Genomic DNA, 16,100 nt, shown 5'->3' with positions numbered 1-16,100 from the left:
ATAAGTTGGGTCCTTTTTATTGGTCTTGGATAAGTCATCCAAGTTCAGTATAAAGGACTTTTTTGCATATTGGAATAGGATACATAACATTGTGAAACATATTATGTTTCATGCAACACTAGTGATTAAATGTATTAATGTAAAAAGCCAAGAATCAAGGCTTATCCTTGATTCTTGGCTTTTATATTGTATGATTTTTCCAAACGATTCATCAAAAATCATATTGTTGATATAAATGATTGATCGCTTCTTTTGATTTTTCCAGATTTTCCAAGCTCGATTCATAATAATTGGTGACATAAGCATAAAACAATATATCAATGGCATACATTTGTGTCAATAAAGAAATGGTCGCCCCGCTTCTTAACGGGGGTTCTTGTGCAAAGGCGGTTTTTAAAGCTACATCTGTTTCGTGGCTCAATGTATTTTCTGTATTGCGGGTAAGTGAAACGGTCTTGAGACCAAATGATTTAGCCATTTTAGTTAAGGCAAGTACTTCTCCTTTTTCTCCAGCATTTGAAATCCCCAAAAATAAAGCGTCTTTATCCGAAGCCGCCAATGATGTAGCTAATACATGCTGATCCTGTATAAAAATAACTTTTTTTCCAATACGGCTAAACTTCTGTTGAAAATCTTCTGCTACAATACTTGAAGCTCCCAAACCAAAAGGATAAATAACCGAACTACTGTAAAATAATTTAGTAGCACTAGAAACAACCTCATCAGCTAACGTATTGTTGGTTTCTTTGAAGACATGGTTTGTATTGACGAGCAATTTCTTTTTGATTTTAGCCAACTCTTCACCAGGCAGAATATCCGTATATAAATTGTCATTGATTCCTTGCAAATCGGCTGAAAGCTGCAATTTTAATTCTACAAAACCCTTCAGCCCGATCGAGTGGCAGAACCGAATAACTGCTGCTGAACTAGATCCTGCTTTTTGAGCTAGTAATGAAGAATTCATATTAATAATAGAGGCCGGTTCTTGCAAAATCAATTCCGCGATTTTCTTTTCAGACAAAGGTAAAGTACCCTTTTTCTCTTTAATGTTTAATAAGATATTATTTAACATGTGTGTGCTCCTTTTAAGCAATCTTACTTAGGTCAATTTTAGTTGAACAAATCTGACTAAAGGAAAAAGGCACCTAAACTGATCACAGCTAGTTGCCTTTTAGTCTTCCTTTTATAGTATATAGATTAACTGATTAATAGTCGACTACTGTTTCACCATCAATTTCAGTTGTCGGTAATTCAGTTGGTTCCATAGCTTCTGCAGGTACTCCAAAGAAGTAGGTTGCTAAGAATCCACCAGCATATGCTGCTAATAAACCTAGTACATAAGCCCACCATAATCCATCAGCGATCAACGGAATCAAGGCCACTCCACTTGGTCCAATAGCTGTGGCTCCAACTCCACCGATCAATCCGATGACAGCTCCACCGATTCCTCCACCAATACAAGCTGTAATGAATGGACGACCTAATGGTAATGTTACTGCATAGATCAATGGTTCACCAATTCCTAAGATACCAACTGGTAAAGAGCCTTTGATCATGTTCGTTAATTGTTTGTTTTTTCTGCATTTTGCCCATAATGCGAAGGCTGCTCCAACTTGACCAGCACCAGCCATAGCCAAAATCGGTAATAGCAAAGTAGACCCTTGTGAAGCAATCATTTCAATATGAATTGGCGTCAAGACTTGGTGTAGTCCAAACATAACCATCGGCAAGAACAAAGCCCCTAAGACGAAACCAGCAAATGCTCCACCAACATTTAAGACCCAAGTGATTGCACCTACGAGAGAAGTAGAGACAAAACCAGCGATCGGCATGATCAAGAAGATGGTAATCAATCCGATTACCAGTAAAGAAATCGTCGGAGTCACAATAACATCTAATGAATCCGGAACGACTTTGCGCAAGTTCTTTTCAACGATAGACAATAGCCATACAGCTAAGACGACTCCGATGACCCCGCCTTGTCCCGCTGCTAAAGGTTCACCAGTAAAGATGTTGGGTAATGGAGCTTCTGGAGTCATACCGGTTAAGTAAATGATTCCCCCGACAACTCCTCCAAGTCCTTCCGTAGCTTTAAAGACTTTAGCAGCATTGATACCAATATAAATGTTTAGATACGTAAATAGTCCGTTTTTGATGATATTTAATACTAAGACAATATTTTGCCAAGTTGCTGCATCGATAGCTTCAGCTGTCATCAAGTTTTGGAGTACAGATGCAATCCCGCCAATGATACCAGCTCCAACAAATGCAGGAATCAGTGGTACGAATATATTCGCAATTGATTTTAGAGCACGCTTGAATGGAGTATTATTGCGTTTCTTTTGTTCTGATTTAGTTGCAGCTGCTTTTCGTTCTGCTTCGGCTCTCCCTGAATTTGTGCCTGTAGAATCGACTTCAGCGGGACGCCCTTTTTTCATTTGAGACATTTGGTTCGCTACTTTAGTAACGATTCCAGGGCCTAAAACGATTTGTAGAGTATCGTCTTCTACGACCCCTAATACACCATCTACTTTTTTCAAATTATCGATATCCACTTGATCATAGTCTTTGATATCTAAACGTACACGAGTCATACAGTTGATGACATTCCCAACATTACTCATTCCGCCAACTTGATTGTAGATGTCTTTAGCTAATTTTTCTTCTTTTGCATTTGCCATTCTTTTTTTCCTCCTTTATATGTGTTTTAATTTATTGTTTTTCTAACAAAGCCTTTTGCTTCCGTTAATTTTTGTTGCGCTTTATCTTTTGCAGTGTTCGTTAAAACCATAACAATAGCGACTTTGACTTGTTGGTCAGCAGCCTCAAATGCTTCTGCAGCGACTTCATAAGAACATTCCGCAGCTTGCATAATGATTCGTTTTGAACGTTCTACTAATTTTTCATTAGATGGTTTAACATCTACCATCAGATTTTGGTATACTTTTCCAACGCCGATCATTGAACTGGTAGATAACATGTTCAACACTAACTTTTGCGCTGTTCCAGATTTCAGTCTTGTAGAACCGGTCAAAATTTCTGGTCCTACTTCTACTTCAATCGGCAATTCTGCATACTTGCTGATTTTTGCGTTCTTATTGCATGAAAGTGAGGCTGTAACGGCTCCTACTGCTTTAGCATACGTTAAACCGCCAATGACGTAAGGTGTTCTGCCGCTTGCAGCGATTCCGATAACAATGTCATTTTCATTCAAATCAATAGCTTGCAAATCTTCTTTTCCAAGAGTCTGAGAATCCTCTGCTCCTTCAACTGCTACTGTCATCGCCTTCATTCCACCGGCGATCAATCCTTGTACCATAGTGGGTTCTACACTAAACGTTGGGACACATTCAGCAGCATCCAATACACCTAAACGTCCACTGGTTCCAGCTCCCATATAAATCAGACGTCCGCCTTTTTCAAAACTAGCCACAATCGCTTCAGCTGCTTTTGAAATAGAAGGCAATTCTTTTTCGACTGCCGCAGCTACTTTTTTATCTTCTTCGTTCATTAAGTGCAAGACTTCGCTGGTGGACAGCTCGTCCAAATTCATCGTTTGTTGATTTCTGGTTTCTGTAGTTAATTTATCTAAATTCAATGTCATTCTCCTCTTTTTAACCCTTTAATTCTTTAACTCAAATTGACTACCGGCAACACACCAGTCTAATAATGACAAATCTTCTTTTTTGATTTGAGCTACCACGTTTACTTTCTCATCTGCCGGCAATTCATGGACGACTACTTGAGTTTCTCCCATATAACGTTGGTATCGATTGTTATCTAACGTTACCGCTCCTCTAAATCTGCTGCTTGTTTCATGTGGTTCTATTTCAGTTATCTCTTTAAATCGCGCGTCAGCACTTCTCAACACATCTTTTGCCGGATCCCATCGGTTTTGATGTTTTCCTAAAATACGCTCGAAATACGGCGAGTGATTGATTGGTTCGACATGAAAAAGAATCGTGTCTTCTTGTATATAGTGTTTAAACTGTTCTAACGTTACCGCCGAAATCGTGGGATCCCCTATATAAACAGCATCTACTGCACAATCTTTAAGTGATTCCAATGCTGCTGCTAAAGGGTGCAGTTCTCTATGGTCTTCTAAGGTAGGCAAATGTTGGAAAAGCGGTCCTCTTAGTTCTTCATCTCCAGACACAAATGATGCTACCGTAAAACCGATTTCATTTAGCCACACGTTTTTTTGCTGAAACACTTCTTTTGCTAAGCCGGTTTCTGGCCTTGGATAATAATTGTGCATGGCTGTCATTTGATGGAAATTGGCTCCATACTGGACTAATTCTTCCACATCCTTCTCCGTAATCGTACTAGCATTCAACGCTATGTCCAAACTGTTAGACATAAACGCAATTTCTTGGTTTGTGAATCCATAGTCTACTCTCAACCCCGTAAGACCAATATGTTTCAATTTCTCTAAAGAACTTGCAGAATGTATCGAAATTCCTAATTTTTCTAAGGCACCTTTAGAGATATCCGCAATCAGCTCCATGTCCCATTTTTTGACTAATGATGCTAAATCCGTTAATCTCTGCATGTACTGATCTGCGTCTTCTTCTGGAATATGCAATGACGTAAAAACACTCGTAAACCCTGCTTCTTTCATTTCTTTTAAATATTGTTTTTTATCTTCAGTTAGGTCGATGCCTAAAAATACAGATAATCCAAACATAGCATTCCTCCTTACAGCGTTTTCTTTTTCAACACCATAGTACCACATTGAAATTTTATTTCAACACGTTTTTTTAATTATTTATAGATATACCAATATTTATTAAAATTTATTTAAACCATGATATAACATCAATATAAGTTAGATACCACGTAAAATATGTATTCGTTTTATTTTTTTATTTTATATTCGTTTCGATTTTTAAACTTCACATCGGTGTGTTATGATAAAATTAAATTTCATCACAGGAGGAATCACAATGCCACAACTTTATTTTGTTCGTCATGGAAAAACAGAATACAATCTAGCAGACCGAGTTCAAGGAGGGGATATCGATTCTCCCCTTTTACCAGAAAGCAAGCAAGATGCTATAAAGACTGGACTAGCTTTACAGATGGAAACTATTCCGCGTGTCATTGCCAGCCCGCAACATCGGGCTGTAGAAACGATGGAGTTGATTACCAATCAATTTCAACACCCTTTTTCTGTTCATTTCACAGAAGAATTTCGAGAATTCCGTTACGGTGACTGGGAGGGTGCTTTTATTCCGGAGTTAAGAGAAAATTATCCGGAAATGTTTTATCATTTGCGAGAAAGACCGGAATTATACAACCCCACTTCTATAAAAGGGGAAACCTATAGAGACTTGATCAAACGTGGAACTGATGTAGTTCATAAAGCTTGTACGGCTTTTCCAAATGAAGATATCTTGTTTGTTGGCCATAGCATCACAATCACGTGTACCCTATTGTCATTACTTGGAAAAGAAACAAAAGATCTCCGCTCTGCTCCTCCATTAGACAATACCAGTATTTCAATATTGAATTATGAAAAGGACACCTTCCATTTGGACGCTTGGAATAAAACCAATCATCTTCATTAGTTCACTGAATCAAGCAAAACCACATTCTAATATCGAATGCAGTTTTCCCTGATTTGTCAAATATTCGTAACATTTGCTTCTTGATCCCATCAGCTTTCATTTGTTTCCGTCATCATACAAAACAAAAGTTTCAGAACCACCAAAATCTAATCTTATAGAAGAAAAAAATATGCTATACTATATAAGGGAATTTAAGCAAAGCTGAATTTTTGTTAAATATACGATAAAGACGCCGGTCTTTGTTTAGGAGGATGACCGTTAATTGAAAGGAGATAAAGACGCAGTGATTGTATTGGCAGGAATGATTGGATCAGGAAAAAGTACTTATACCGCTATGATTTCAGAAGCACTGGGAAGCGAAGCTTTTTATGAAAGTGTTGATGATAACCGTATTTTAGAAAAATTTTATGAGGACCCTAAACGTTGGGCCTTCTCATTGCAGATTTATTTTTTGAACACACGTTTCAGAAGTATCAAAGCAGCTTTCCAACACAAAAACAATGTATTGGATCGCTCAATCTATGAAGATGCTTTATTCACTCGTATCAACTATGAAGAAGGAAATATGAGCGAACCTGAAATGGATACTTATCTTGATTTGTTGGATAACATGATGGAAGAATTAGACAGCATGCCTAAGAAGTCTCCTGATTTGTTGATTTATTTACGAGGGTCTTTAGATACTGTTTTAGAACGGATTGAAAAACGCGGTCGTGATTTTGAACAAATTGATAAGAATGCAGGTTTATTAGATTATTACAAACATCTACATGGCCAATACGATGAGTGGTTCAACGGTTACGACAAGAGTGCTACTTTAACGATCGATATCGATCACTACGACTTAGAAAAACCAGAACATGCTGAAGCTATTTTAGATATCGTAAGACAACGCTTAGCAGAAGTACGTGAAGAAGCTGTTTTGGCTTCCAACGGTACAAAATAACTCAGCAAACCTTAAATGATGCTGAACTAAAAAAGTACTACTTTCTCTCTTTTTTGGAGATGAAAGTAGTACTTTTTTATGTAAGTTTAATTTTTTGATCTCACTATTGAGATTATTCTGTTATATTTTTTCAAATTGTTGGCTATGGAGACCAAACAGATTCCTAGTTGGTGATGGTGGCTAGTAAAGGATTAGGTAGATTAGATTGAGACGGTATACTTCATGACTTAACCTTTAGATACCAGCTTTTTGTTAGGTAGGCCCAAGTATCCTTCTCTATATCACTTATATACTGACTGGCCCATCAAAATAAACAAGGACCTAAAGGCAAATAATCCAACTTCTTCAGCAAGAATTAAATAAAAAGCAAGATGCATTCCCAAATTTATTGGTTGAAAATTCCAATAATTTTACGAATGCATCTTTTCTAGAGACTTATCGTCTCAGTACCTTTATTATTTCATTCAATTGGCCAGGCTGATGTCAAGAATCTGTCTTCTCTATCCAAACACAACCTAATGTTTGAGAAGCCGGAACAATAGCAGAATATTTGCCGTGATTATCATAGGCTCTAAAGTACAACTTTCTTTCTTTATTGTATCCATATGCGTAAACCAGCAACCAATGATTTTTGTACTTGCTGCCGAATATTTTTGCAGTACCTACTGCCACCGGTATAGGGTCTTCACGGTTAAGCAGTTCCACTACTTTTCGTTCCGAGACGAAACTCATCTTAACGTTTAATTCTGGTATATCTTTTAGCACATAACTCAAACCTAATCGTAGATCCCAAGGAAATGTCCCTTTATAAGGGAAGCGATCATCCACAACCGTTCTCAACCCTGCCAATAATTTTTCTTTAGACAATTCTGCACTGTAATGATGTATGAACGTATCGTCTACTAATGCAGCGCTCACATAAGTCCCACAAATACCGGGTTTTTCTCGATTGATCCATTTTTGATATTTCTTAAATCGTATTGGCTTTAATCCTGTCCATGTTGTAGGGTAAGAAGGCTTTTTTACTTTCTCCATACATATTCCTTTCTTTATCGACCGTTTACCTAAATATACCATATTGATTCCTAAAGTAAAAACGCCTCTTTTAGGCTGAAAACACAAAAAAGTTTATTCACCAGCAGTCCTTGCAGAAGGGCCAATGAATAAACTCCTTCTTTTTTATGCTGCATAAGAGCGGCATAGTTCTGCACATTCAAAACAAACTTTCGCACATCTTTGGCAGTGGTCGTGGTCGTGCTTGTCGCATTCTTCTCCGCAAGCTTGGCAAATAGTTGCACAAAGCTGAATCAATTCTTTTGTTAGTACACTTTCACGGGTAACATAAGTAGACACTAGAGCACAAATATCTGCACATTCTCTATCTGTACGTATACAATCCACCATCATTCCCACATGCTCTTCTTCCAAACAGGCATCAAAACACTCATTACATACTTGTTGGCAATCAAAGGCTTTCTGCGCAATTTCTTTCAGTTTCGTATCCATCTCTATCTCTCCTCTTCGTTATGTTTAACCATTTTTAGTATAAAACTCTCGCTAAACAGCTGCAAACAAAACGCTTCCTCCATAGATTAAACACAAATAAGAGCTATCTACATATAGTAGAAAACTCTTATGGATGATAATACTTTTAGTTTTGAGGTCTATTTGCTTCGATATACACTTTTAATTCCTCACGCATTGGCAATCCTTCGTTATCTCCTTGATTCTGCACTTGCAGAGAGCCGATTGCATTAGCACGAACTGCACTGTTTTCCATGTCCAATCCATCTAGGTAACCACTGATGATCCCGACTGCAAATCAATCTCCAGCTCCAACCGTATCAACCACTTCTTTTACTTTAAAGCCTGGGACATTTTTCAATTCTTCCCCTCGTTTTTTAATGAATGCACCCTCTGATCCTGTTTTAATGACGACATATTCCACGCCCATATCTAAATAAAATTGAGCAATGACATCTTTGTCATTGGATCCCGTTAGAATTTTCCCTTCAGCAATACCGGGAAGTACAACATTTGCATAACGAGCCATGTTATTCAATACTTTAATCATCGTTTCTTCATTTTTCCATAATGCCGGGCGCAAGTTAGGGTCAAAGGTAATAAAAGTCCCTGCTTCTCTTGCTTTTGCCATCAAATGATACACAGCTCCACGAGTGATTCTGTTCACTGCAGGCGGAATTCCCGTAACATGCAGCAACCGAACATCTGTAAAATCAAGATCCATCACGTCTTCTATGGAAAAGTTGGAAAATGCACTGCCTTTGCGGTAATAAGCCGTAACAGGATCTCCTTCTTTCGTTTTGTTTTTCAGCATGATACCAGTATTGCAGTCATCGTCGAAAGTAATATGATCTGTCCCAATGTTCTCGCTTTGAAGATATTTGTAAATGTATTGACCAAATGGATCTTTTCCTAATTTAGTCAGGAAATTAACATCGTATCATAATCGAGCTAAACCAGTCCCCACATTAACTTCAGCACCTGCGATTCCTTTAGAGAAAGATTTCCCTTCTTCCAGTTCGCCATAATCATTTGCAATAAACATCCCCATTGGTTCTCCAATTAATATTACATCGCTCATACTTTTATTCTCCATCCTTTAATGTTGTAGACTTGCGTATTTTCAATTCTCCTGGCAGTTCTTTGTATACCACAGTGTTCTCTTGTTTTTCTTTATTGATTTTATCAATGAGCAATGCTCCGCTTTCTTTGCCCAATTCATATGAATTTTGGGCGACCGTCGTAATTCCCGGGTTGACAATAGAAGCAGATACAATATCATCGAACCCGCAGATTCCATAATCTTTCCCAATTTGTTTTCCGATTTTATTGATTTCCTTTAAGACATTCATCAATATCAATCCATTTGTCGCAATCAGGACACGTGGTTCTGGAAGTACGAAAAAGTCCTTGATGGCATCCCTTAGTTCTTCCGCATTTTCTTTGTTAGTCGTGTAAGTATTCAGTTGAACTTCCTCATGTTCTTTTAAAACATCCTGTACAGCCTGAAGTCTGTGAAGCTGTACCGTGTTAGATTCAATCGTTGGTGCAAAATAACCAATCGATTTAAATCCTTCTTCAAGTAAATGATGAACTAGCGCTTTACTCAATCCATAATTATTTGATGTGATGCAATCCAGGCTTTTGTCGGAAGTGTTCTTATCCAATAAAACAATCGGAATTTCCTCGTTTTTTAAAGATGTTAAATAGTCTTCGTTCATTCCAACGGTATTTATAACTAATCCGTCTACTTGATTGTCTATAAAACGCTGAATGTGTTTTTGTTCTTGTTCTTTAGATCCGTCTGAGACTGCAATCATCAAGGAATAGTTGAGTTCATTTGCTTGATCAGACAGTCCTTTAATGATGGTGTTGGAAAAAGGATTCTCAATATCTGCTATCACAGCTCCTAACAACATACTCTTTTGTGATTTTAAAGAACGCGCAATATTACTCGGACGATAGTCCAATTCCTTAATGACATTTTCAATCGTCTGTCTTGTGTCTGCAGACATATAATCAAACTTCCCATTTAAATAACGAGAAATCGTTGTTCCACTAACATTCGCTGCTTTAGCAATATCTTTTAACGTGACTTTCTTTTTGGCCATTCGGATACGTCACCTGCTCTTTTAATTTGATTAATTAGTTTATCGGTTTAGTTAACCGGTTTTAGAAATCGTTATCATATAATTAAAGTTTAGTCTTTCCTCTTCCTTTTGTCAATGGCGTTCTTCAAAGAAGCCTAGGAAATGCATTAGTTAGAGTTCGCCCATGCTGGGCGAACGAAAAAAGGCTGAGATCAACTCTCACCCTTTCTAGATAGCTTCTTTAATTGTTTTATCCATTTTAATTTGCTCAATAGGAAAAACTCGATGAAGATTTAAATAAATGAAATTCATCATCGGGGCAAATATGAGGGCTCCGATAATTGTTCCTTCCCGAATAAAAAAAGAACCGTTGAACAACAGTGACAACAGTACGGACGCAACAATGATAAGGACATCTGCTCTTTGTCTTATTTCCCCAAAACTGGCTCTGGTATTTTTACTTAACACCATGCACAGTGATTCTAGTGGAACACTGATAAAATCTAAAGCCGTGCATAAACCAACTCCTAATGCAGCAAATAAATTCCCTAGAACTAAGAAGAGTATATTCATATAGTATTCTTCTAAAGTAATTAAAGGCAGTACAGAATAAATCATGACATTCACTACTTCACCAATCAACAAAGAGAGAGGTATTTGCATCAATTGAAAAAGTTTAAAATCCTTTTTTTGGATGAGCATTTGTACAAAAACAAATGTAACGTTGACCAGAATAGAAACCGTTCCCACTTTAATCGTTGTTAATTCACTAATTCCGCTGTTTAATGCATCAACTGCGGAAACGCCAATAGCTGCTTTAATAGATAAACTTGCGCCAATTCCTATTAACGTAACACCAAACATGACACAAATGATATTGCTCAGGAATTTTTTCGTCACTGCTTTTCCTCCCATTTCTCCATATTAAATAGAACTATACTTAAACTCATCGTCTAATGCAAGAAAGCTTTCGGAAGTTCACTCAATATTCTTTTCTTTAAATGTTTGGAATTATCCAGATCCGCTAGTGCTGCTTTTCGAATCAGGTCTTTTTTCGGATAGAAAAAGACACAATTGTTTTTACGTTTCAAAAAAAAGCAACTGCAAATCTTGCTTTACAGTTGCTTCTACCTAGTTAATTAATACTCATTCAAAACAGCTTTCAATAAATTAGGATAATTGGTGATTATGCTGGTTACTCCAGCTTCAATCAAGGGTCTCATATGCTCCTCTTGATTGACCGTCCAAGTATTGATCTCTAAATGATTGTCTTTAATATTCTCCAGTACTGAAGAATTTTGCAACATAAAAAAACCTGGATGGACACACTCTACTCCTAAGTCACGAGTGTACTTGCCAAAATCAACAATCCAGTCTGCAGACAGTAGCCCACATTTAAGTTTAGGATCCAACTCCTTTATTTTTTGGATCGTATAATGGTTAAATGAAGAAAAAAGAATAGAATCTTTCACGTTGTATTTTTGTACCAAATCAACGACTTTTTCTTCGATTCCAGGATACTCGAAAACATTGGTTTTCAATTCAATATTCGTTACTAACTGTTTATCCCTTGCCCACTCTAAATATTCTTCCAAGGTAGGGATGAGTTCTTTTTTAGAAATATTCGTAAATTTGTTTGCTGCATTTAGTTGGCGTATATCATTAAGAGTCATATCTTTTACATAGCCTTTGCCATTTGTCGTCCGATTCACTGTTGTATCATGAATCACTACCAATTCTTGATCTTTTGTTAATTGAATATCCAATTCGATTCCATCGATTCCTATTTCAAAGGCTTTTTGAAAAGCCAGCATGGTGTTTTCTGGGTATTTCCCACTAAAACCACGATGAGCAAAATTTAAAGGTTTCATTTACAATTTTACAACTCCTTCCTATAAACTAGTATAATAAAATTATACTATAACTGCGTTCAAAATTTATTATTCTTGGACAAATGCTTTTTTCAGCATCTCCATAAAATAAATGAATAGCAAGCATAACCCACTTGGTAAGAACATGCGTTTTTTAAATTATTAATAATTCTAGCTAAGTGAGTCGTCGCTAGCTTAATCATCAAAAAACTAAAACCCGTATCAATCTCCTCGTATTTTGAGACAGCCTTTTTCCAACTTTTAAAGATTAAAGCTACAGGTAATATTTTTTTACGACCGCTAATTCTTTATCTAATTCATAAATTAACGGTTGTCCTGTCGGTATCTCCAGCTCCATGATGTCTTCATCAGAGATTTCTTCTATATACTTTGCCAATGCCCGCAAAGAATTTCCGTGGGCAGCTACTAAGACTGTTTTTCCATCTAAAATGGCAGGTGCAATTTCATCTTCCCAAAATGGAATGACTCGAGCCAAGGTAGTTTTCAAATTTTCTCCCATAGGAACGATTCGTTTTTGCAAATGAGAGTACCGACGATCGTTTAAAGCGGAATGAGGATCATCCGGTTTTAAAAGCGGCGGCAACGTATCGTAAGAACGACGCCATAGCTGAACTTGATCAGCACCATATTTTTCAGCAGTTGCCGTTTTATTTAGTCCTTGCAACGCTCCATAGTGACGTTCATTTAAACGCCATGTCTTGATTTCCGGTACCCATAATTGATCTGAATCCTCCAACACAATATGACAAGTCTTAATTGCCCGCTTCAAAACAGATGTAAAAGCTAAATCTATTTCAATGCCTGCCTCTTTTAACTTCACCCCTGCTTCATGAGCTTCTTTCAACCCTATTTCACTCAGACCGACATCGACCCAACCGGTGAATTGATTTAGTGCATTCCACTCACTTTGCCCGTGTCGTATAAAAACGATTCTACTCATCATTACCCCTTCTCTCAATAATTGATCTCTATTTTCATTCTAACCCTTAAACGCAAGAAAATGCACATAGAAAGCATTATCTAACGAATAAAGCCTGAACAATCTTTGAGGTTGTTCAGGCTTTTGCTGGATATATGAGATTCAGGACCCGGTTACGGGGATGTTACGCATTTACAGCTGTTGTTTTTCCTAATTCCTGTTTTAAATATTTTGCCAATTCCAACATAGCAAATTTACCCGCTGTTACTTCTGCGTCTGCATTGTAGTTCGTATTGGTATTGACATCATAAGCATAGGTTTGACCATCTTCTGTTTCAATAAACTCAATAGCGGCTACATCAATCCGTTGTTTTTTTAAAAATGCTTCATACAGATTGATTTGCTCTTGTGGCAATCCGTCTTCTTTGATATTGAATTTATTGGGTGTTAACATTTCCGGTTCTTCAGCTGGACACATTTCTGTTCCAATTGGAATTTGGCAATTATCTGCTGGGCAAAGTTCAAAACCATCACTAGAGTCTACTTTGACAGCGTAAAAGAATCTTCCACCAATGAATTCTGAACGAACAATGTGTCCATCAGCTGGACGTATATATTGTTGGATCAAGCTGATTCCATCAATTGAATCCTCAAATTCAGGTCCATACACATAATCTTTCAAATCTTGAATGGTGTACATTAAACGAACCCCTAATCCTTTACCCGCACGATTGTGCTTAATGATAAATGGGAAACGATTCATTTTTTCTGCTGCTTGAATAATATTTTCTTTTCCAACAGCTCCAATAGTTTCTGGAGTAGTAATACCATTTGTTTTTAATGCTAAATGCTGTTTTAATTTGCTGACTTCAAGCTCAATTGCTCCGGTACCATTGATGACGGTAGCTCCAAAACTTTCTAACCAATGCAATAAGTTGTCCGTCAACTCAGGAGCATAACGATGGCCACGAGTGTGCGAAGAAGCACTCATTCGGTTGTAAAAAATGCCTTCTGGTGGAGCGGATTGAATATCTACCATCCCCTCTGATAAATCCCAGTTTTCGTACGGTACGGCTAATTCATCAAGACGAGCCGTCAAATGTCTTGTCCAATCATCATTTTCGTGAATAATGTATACTTTTTTCATGCTAAAACACTCCATTTCCTATTCTCTATTATGCCGATTTAACGGATTTTTTTCTACTTGACAGCTCAGCCGCTTTGAGCTGTCCTTCAGTTTTCGCTATCACCACTGGAGCTAATGCATTCCCTACCACATTTAAAGCCGTCCGACCAGCGTTTACAAAGAAATCTATGGAAACCAATAACGCTACCCCTTGAGGAGGCAGGCCTAATTGTGTTGCCGAAGCTAATAAGACAACCACTGCTCCAGAAGGTACAGCGGCAATACTTTTAGTGATGATGGTCAAAAACAACGTCAATACCATAAAATCTGTCACATTCAATGTTGCTCCATATAAATTGACGACAAACATAACAGCCATACTAGTGTAAACAGCCGCTCCTCCAAGATTGAATGAATACCCTAGAGAAGTAACAAATGAGGCAATAGATTCTGGAACTCCGAATTTTTTAAGACGTTCAATCAAAGAAGGCAAGACAATACTGGAACTTCCTGCTGAAAAAGCCAGCAAAGATAAATCACTCGTTTCTTTCAATAATGAAAAATACGGCACTTTAAACAACAAACCTACTAAAGGATAAACTACAAAAGCTACTAACGCATAAGCAATGTGTGCCCACAACACAAACTGACCTAATGAAAGTAAGTTTCCTACTCCATATGTAGCTACATCATATGCTAAAAAGCCGAATACTCCAATAGGAGCAAGAGCAATCGCATAGTTGACCATTTTAAACATTGCCTTAGACCAAGCATCAAAAAAAGTAATGACTGGTTTAGCTTGTTCGCCAATTGCAACTAACGAGACTCCTAAAAAGACACCAAAAAAAATAATCGGCAATAGATTTCCATCTGCAAAAGCTTGAAATACATTACTGGGGATAATGCCCAATAAAAACGTTCTGAAATCAATACTGTTTGCTATTCCATTTAACGTTTCCGTACTAACCGAATCTACTAAAAAGCCGCTGCCTACATCGCTCCATAAACCGATCAATAAGGTCATCACAATGAGAGCTGTAGTCACAATAAAAAAGTATCCAAATGATTTCAGAGCTATTCCGCCGAATCGTTTAGCTTTGCTGATCTCCACGATTGCCAAGACGATCAATGGGAAGATCAATGGTACAATCACCATTTGAATCGAGTTCATAAAGATTGTTCCTAAAAATTCTGTTTCCGTTCCTAATTGGGGACTAAAGTACCCTACTAAAATCCCGATTACCGCTCCTATTAAAACCTGTACCATCAAACCAGGCTTTTTGATTCTTTTGACTTTCTCCAATACACTCACTCCTATTCTTCAAAAATAAAAAAGCACATGAGAAATGGTTATTCTCATGCACCGTTATTCTACCTATTTGGTTTAGCTGAAACAGAATACAGTTTTCCATTGAAAACCGCATCACTCCATAGTACGTTATTTACATACTATGGATATTTAACAGAAAGAAACCGCATATGATGATAACTGGTGACATGAGTTTTTTGAACAACATGAACAACAGCAGTTAAACATCAACATTTGGTTTCCTCCTCTTTGTATAGTATTTTTTGAGTTTTATTTCTAGATCAAGTGCGCACTTAATCGAAACTGAAGTTATCATAACAAACGAAAAAAAATCTGTCAACAGAAATACTCTTTGTACCACGTCATACGCATGAAAAGTACTTTCTCCCAAAAATTAAAGTCTTCTTTTTAAAACGCTCTCTTAATAAGTAGGGGCGGTTCTATGGGGTGTAATTTCCTCCGGAATGGACGGGTTTGCTTGTGGAAAGCCATGGAACCGTCTGGAGCCTGTAGTTTTCAGACTTTCAAGCTTCAAACGAGTCACAGCTTAAACAGCGTGTCTAAGTATTTCGGGAAGTTCAAAGAAAGCAGGTCTTTTTCATAATGAAGACCGAAGTCTTCCACTTCACTCAACAGATGGAAAATCTCGTTCATGTCGCCCACCTCCGCATTTTTCTTTTAGCATACCAGAGACGAGAGGATTCGTAATTTTATTTTTTATTTA

Annotated in this window: 17 protein-coding genes; 2 read left to right on the top strand and 15 right to left on the bottom strand. The window is 37.4% G+C overall.

Annotation, left to right across the window (positions count from 1 at the left end; translation table 11 throughout):
* Positions 1 to 211: 211 nt before the first annotated feature.
* From ACEN4I_RS12180 to ACEN4I_RS12165, 4 genes are all read right to left on the bottom strand, one after another.
* Positions 212 to 1,072 carry a MurR/RpiR family transcriptional regulator gene (locus ACEN4I_RS12180; protein ID WP_407103175.1) on the bottom strand — a complete coding sequence of 287 codons (861 nt, stop codon included), beginning with the start codon at positions 1,070 to 1,072 and terminating at the stop codon, positions 212 to 214.
* A gap of 133 nt (positions 1,073 to 1,205) precedes the next feature.
* A complete protein-coding gene (locus ACEN4I_RS12175) occupies positions 1,206 to 2,681 on the bottom strand; it encodes a PTS transporter subunit EIIC (RefSeq protein WP_407096934.1) in 1,476 nt (491 codons plus the stop codon).
* 26 nt (positions 2,682 to 2,707) lie between these two features.
* On the bottom strand, positions 2,708 to 3,604 hold the full coding sequence (gene murQ, locus ACEN4I_RS12170; RefSeq protein WP_407103173.1) for an N-acetylmuramic acid 6-phosphate etherase: 897 nt from the start codon (positions 3,602 to 3,604) through the stop codon (positions 2,708 to 2,710).
* Between the two features lie 18 nt (positions 3,605 to 3,622).
* Positions 3,623 to 4,687: a DUF871 domain-containing protein gene (locus tag ACEN4I_RS12165; RefSeq protein ID WP_407103171.1), complete on the bottom strand. Its 1,065-nt coding sequence runs from the start codon at positions 4,685 to 4,687 to the stop codon at positions 3,623 to 3,625.
* A gap of 259 nt (positions 4,688 to 4,946) precedes the next feature.
* Here ACEN4I_RS12165 and ACEN4I_RS12160 point away from each other — a divergent pair, with 259 nt between their 5' ends.
* Positions 4,947 to 5,570 (top strand): histidine phosphatase family protein, encoded by a 624-nt coding sequence (locus tag ACEN4I_RS12160; protein ID WP_407103170.1) that lies wholly within the window; start codon positions 4,947 to 4,949, stop codon positions 5,568 to 5,570.
* 262 nt (positions 5,571 to 5,832) lie between these two features.
* Complete coding sequence (locus ACEN4I_RS12155) at positions 5,833 to 6,516, top strand: deoxynucleoside kinase (protein ID WP_407103168.1); 684 nt, start codon at positions 5,833 to 5,835, stop codon at positions 6,514 to 6,516.
* A gap of 483 nt (positions 6,517 to 6,999) precedes the next feature.
* Here ACEN4I_RS12155 and ACEN4I_RS12150 read toward each other — a convergent pair whose 3' ends face one another.
* From ACEN4I_RS12150 to ACEN4I_RS12100, 11 genes are all read right to left on the bottom strand, one after another.
* Entirely contained in the window at positions 7,000 to 7,551 is a 552-nt protein-coding gene (locus tag ACEN4I_RS12150; RefSeq protein WP_407096929.1) for a dihydrolipoamide dehydrogenase, read from the bottom strand.
* A 144-nt stretch (positions 7,552 to 7,695) separates the two neighbouring features.
* Positions 7,696 to 8,022, bottom strand: a complete 327-nt coding sequence (locus tag ACEN4I_RS12145) for a four-helix bundle copper-binding protein (RefSeq protein WP_407096928.1) — start codon at positions 8,020 to 8,022, stop codon at positions 7,696 to 7,698.
* A 145-nt stretch (positions 8,023 to 8,167) separates the two neighbouring features.
* Complete coding sequence (locus tag ACEN4I_RS12140) at positions 8,168 to 8,296, bottom strand: hypothetical protein (RefSeq protein ID WP_407103166.1); 129 nt, start codon at positions 8,294 to 8,296, stop codon at positions 8,168 to 8,170.
* Positions 8,297 to 8,338: 42 nt separating this feature from the next.
* Positions 8,339 to 8,965 (bottom strand): sugar kinase, encoded by a 627-nt coding sequence (locus ACEN4I_RS12135; RefSeq protein ID WP_407103178.1) that lies wholly within the window; start codon positions 8,963 to 8,965, stop codon positions 8,339 to 8,341.
* Between the two features lie 15 nt (positions 8,966 to 8,980).
* Positions 8,981 to 9,121: a hypothetical protein gene (locus ACEN4I_RS12130; protein ID WP_407103164.1), complete on the bottom strand. Its 141-nt coding sequence runs from the start codon at positions 9,119 to 9,121 to the stop codon at positions 8,981 to 8,983.
* Between the two features lie 4 nt (positions 9,122 to 9,125).
* Positions 9,126 to 10,151, bottom strand: coding sequence for a LacI family DNA-binding transcriptional regulator (locus tag ACEN4I_RS12125; RefSeq protein ID WP_407096927.1), 1,026 nt, complete (start codon positions 10,149 to 10,151; stop codon positions 9,126 to 9,128).
* Positions 10,152 to 10,358: 207 nt separating this feature from the next.
* Positions 10,359 to 11,030 carry a YczE/YyaS/YitT family protein gene (locus ACEN4I_RS12120; protein ID WP_407096926.1) on the bottom strand — a complete coding sequence of 224 codons (672 nt, stop codon included), beginning with the start codon at positions 11,028 to 11,030 and terminating at the stop codon, positions 10,359 to 10,361.
* Positions 11,031 to 11,269: 239 nt separating this feature from the next.
* Positions 11,270 to 12,001 carry a glycerophosphodiester phosphodiesterase gene (locus tag ACEN4I_RS12115; protein ID WP_407096925.1) on the bottom strand — a complete coding sequence of 244 codons (732 nt, stop codon included), beginning with the start codon at positions 11,999 to 12,001 and terminating at the stop codon, positions 11,270 to 11,272.
* Between the two features lie 274 nt (positions 12,002 to 12,275).
* Entirely contained in the window at positions 12,276 to 12,962 is a 687-nt protein-coding gene (gene gpmA / locus ACEN4I_RS12110; protein ID WP_407096924.1) for a 2,3-diphosphoglycerate-dependent phosphoglycerate mutase, read from the bottom strand.
* A 163-nt stretch (positions 12,963 to 13,125) separates the two neighbouring features.
* The gene (locus ACEN4I_RS12105; protein ID WP_407096923.1) at positions 13,126 to 14,088 is read right to left on the bottom strand and encodes a RimK family alpha-L-glutamate ligase; all 963 of its coding nucleotides are present in this window, start codon (positions 14,086 to 14,088) and stop codon (positions 13,126 to 13,128) included.
* Between the two features lie 28 nt (positions 14,089 to 14,116).
* Positions 14,117 to 15,379, bottom strand: a complete 1,263-nt coding sequence (locus tag ACEN4I_RS12100) for a dicarboxylate/amino acid:cation symporter (RefSeq protein ID WP_407103163.1) — start codon at positions 15,377 to 15,379, stop codon at positions 14,117 to 14,119.
* Positions 15,380 to 16,100 lie beyond the last annotated feature (721 nt).

This window comes from Desemzia sp. FAM 23990 (genome assembly GCF_045528485.1).
Lineage (GTDB): Bacteria > Bacillota > Bacilli > Lactobacillales > Carnobacteriaceae > Desemzia.
Note: the sequence above shows the minus strand (reverse complement) of the source record. Positions and strands in the feature narration are given on the sequence as shown.

Coding starts and splice junctions, on each gene's coding strand:
- ACEN4I_RS12180 (WP_407103175.1), bottom strand. CDS start 1,072: ATGTTAAATAATATCTTATTAAACATTAAAGAGAAAAAGGGTACTTTA.
- ACEN4I_RS12175 (WP_407096934.1), bottom strand. CDS start 2,681: ATGGCAAATGCAAAAGAAGAAAAATTAGCTAAAGACATCTACAATCAA.
- murQ (WP_407103173.1), bottom strand. CDS start 3,604: ATGACATTGAATTTAGATAAATTAACTACAGAAACCAGAAATCAACAA.
- ACEN4I_RS12165 (WP_407103171.1), bottom strand. CDS start 4,687: ATGTTTGGATTATCTGTATTTTTAGGCATCGACCTAACTGAAGATAAA.
- ACEN4I_RS12160 (WP_407103170.1), top strand. CDS start 4,947: ATGCCACAACTTTATTTTGTTCGTCATGGAAAAACAGAATACAATCTA.
- ACEN4I_RS12150 (WP_407096929.1), bottom strand. CDS start 7,551: ATGGAGAAAGTAAAAAAGCCTTCTTACCCTACAACATGGACAGGATTA.
- ACEN4I_RS12145 (WP_407096928.1), bottom strand. CDS start 8,022: ATGGATACGAAACTGAAAGAAATTGCGCAGAAAGCCTTTGATTGCCAA.
- ACEN4I_RS12140 (WP_407103166.1), bottom strand. CDS start 8,296: ATGGAAAACAGTGCAGTTCGTGCTAATGCAATCGGCTCTCTGCAAGTG.
- ACEN4I_RS12130 (WP_407103164.1), bottom strand. CDS start 9,121: ATGAGCGATGTAATATTAATTGGAGAACCAATGGGGATGTTTATTGCA.
- ACEN4I_RS12125 (WP_407096927.1), bottom strand. CDS start 10,151: ATGGCCAAAAAGAAAGTCACGTTAAAAGATATTGCTAAAGCAGCGAAT.
- ACEN4I_RS12115 (WP_407096925.1), bottom strand. CDS start 12,001: ATGAAACCTTTAAATTTTGCTCATCGTGGTTTTAGTGGGAAATACCCA.
- gpmA (WP_407096924.1), bottom strand. CDS start 12,962: ATGAGTAGAATCGTTTTTATACGACACGGGCAAAGTGAGTGGAATGCA.
- ACEN4I_RS12105 (WP_407096923.1), bottom strand. CDS start 14,088: ATGAAAAAAGTATACATTATTCACGAAAATGATGATTGGACAAGACAT.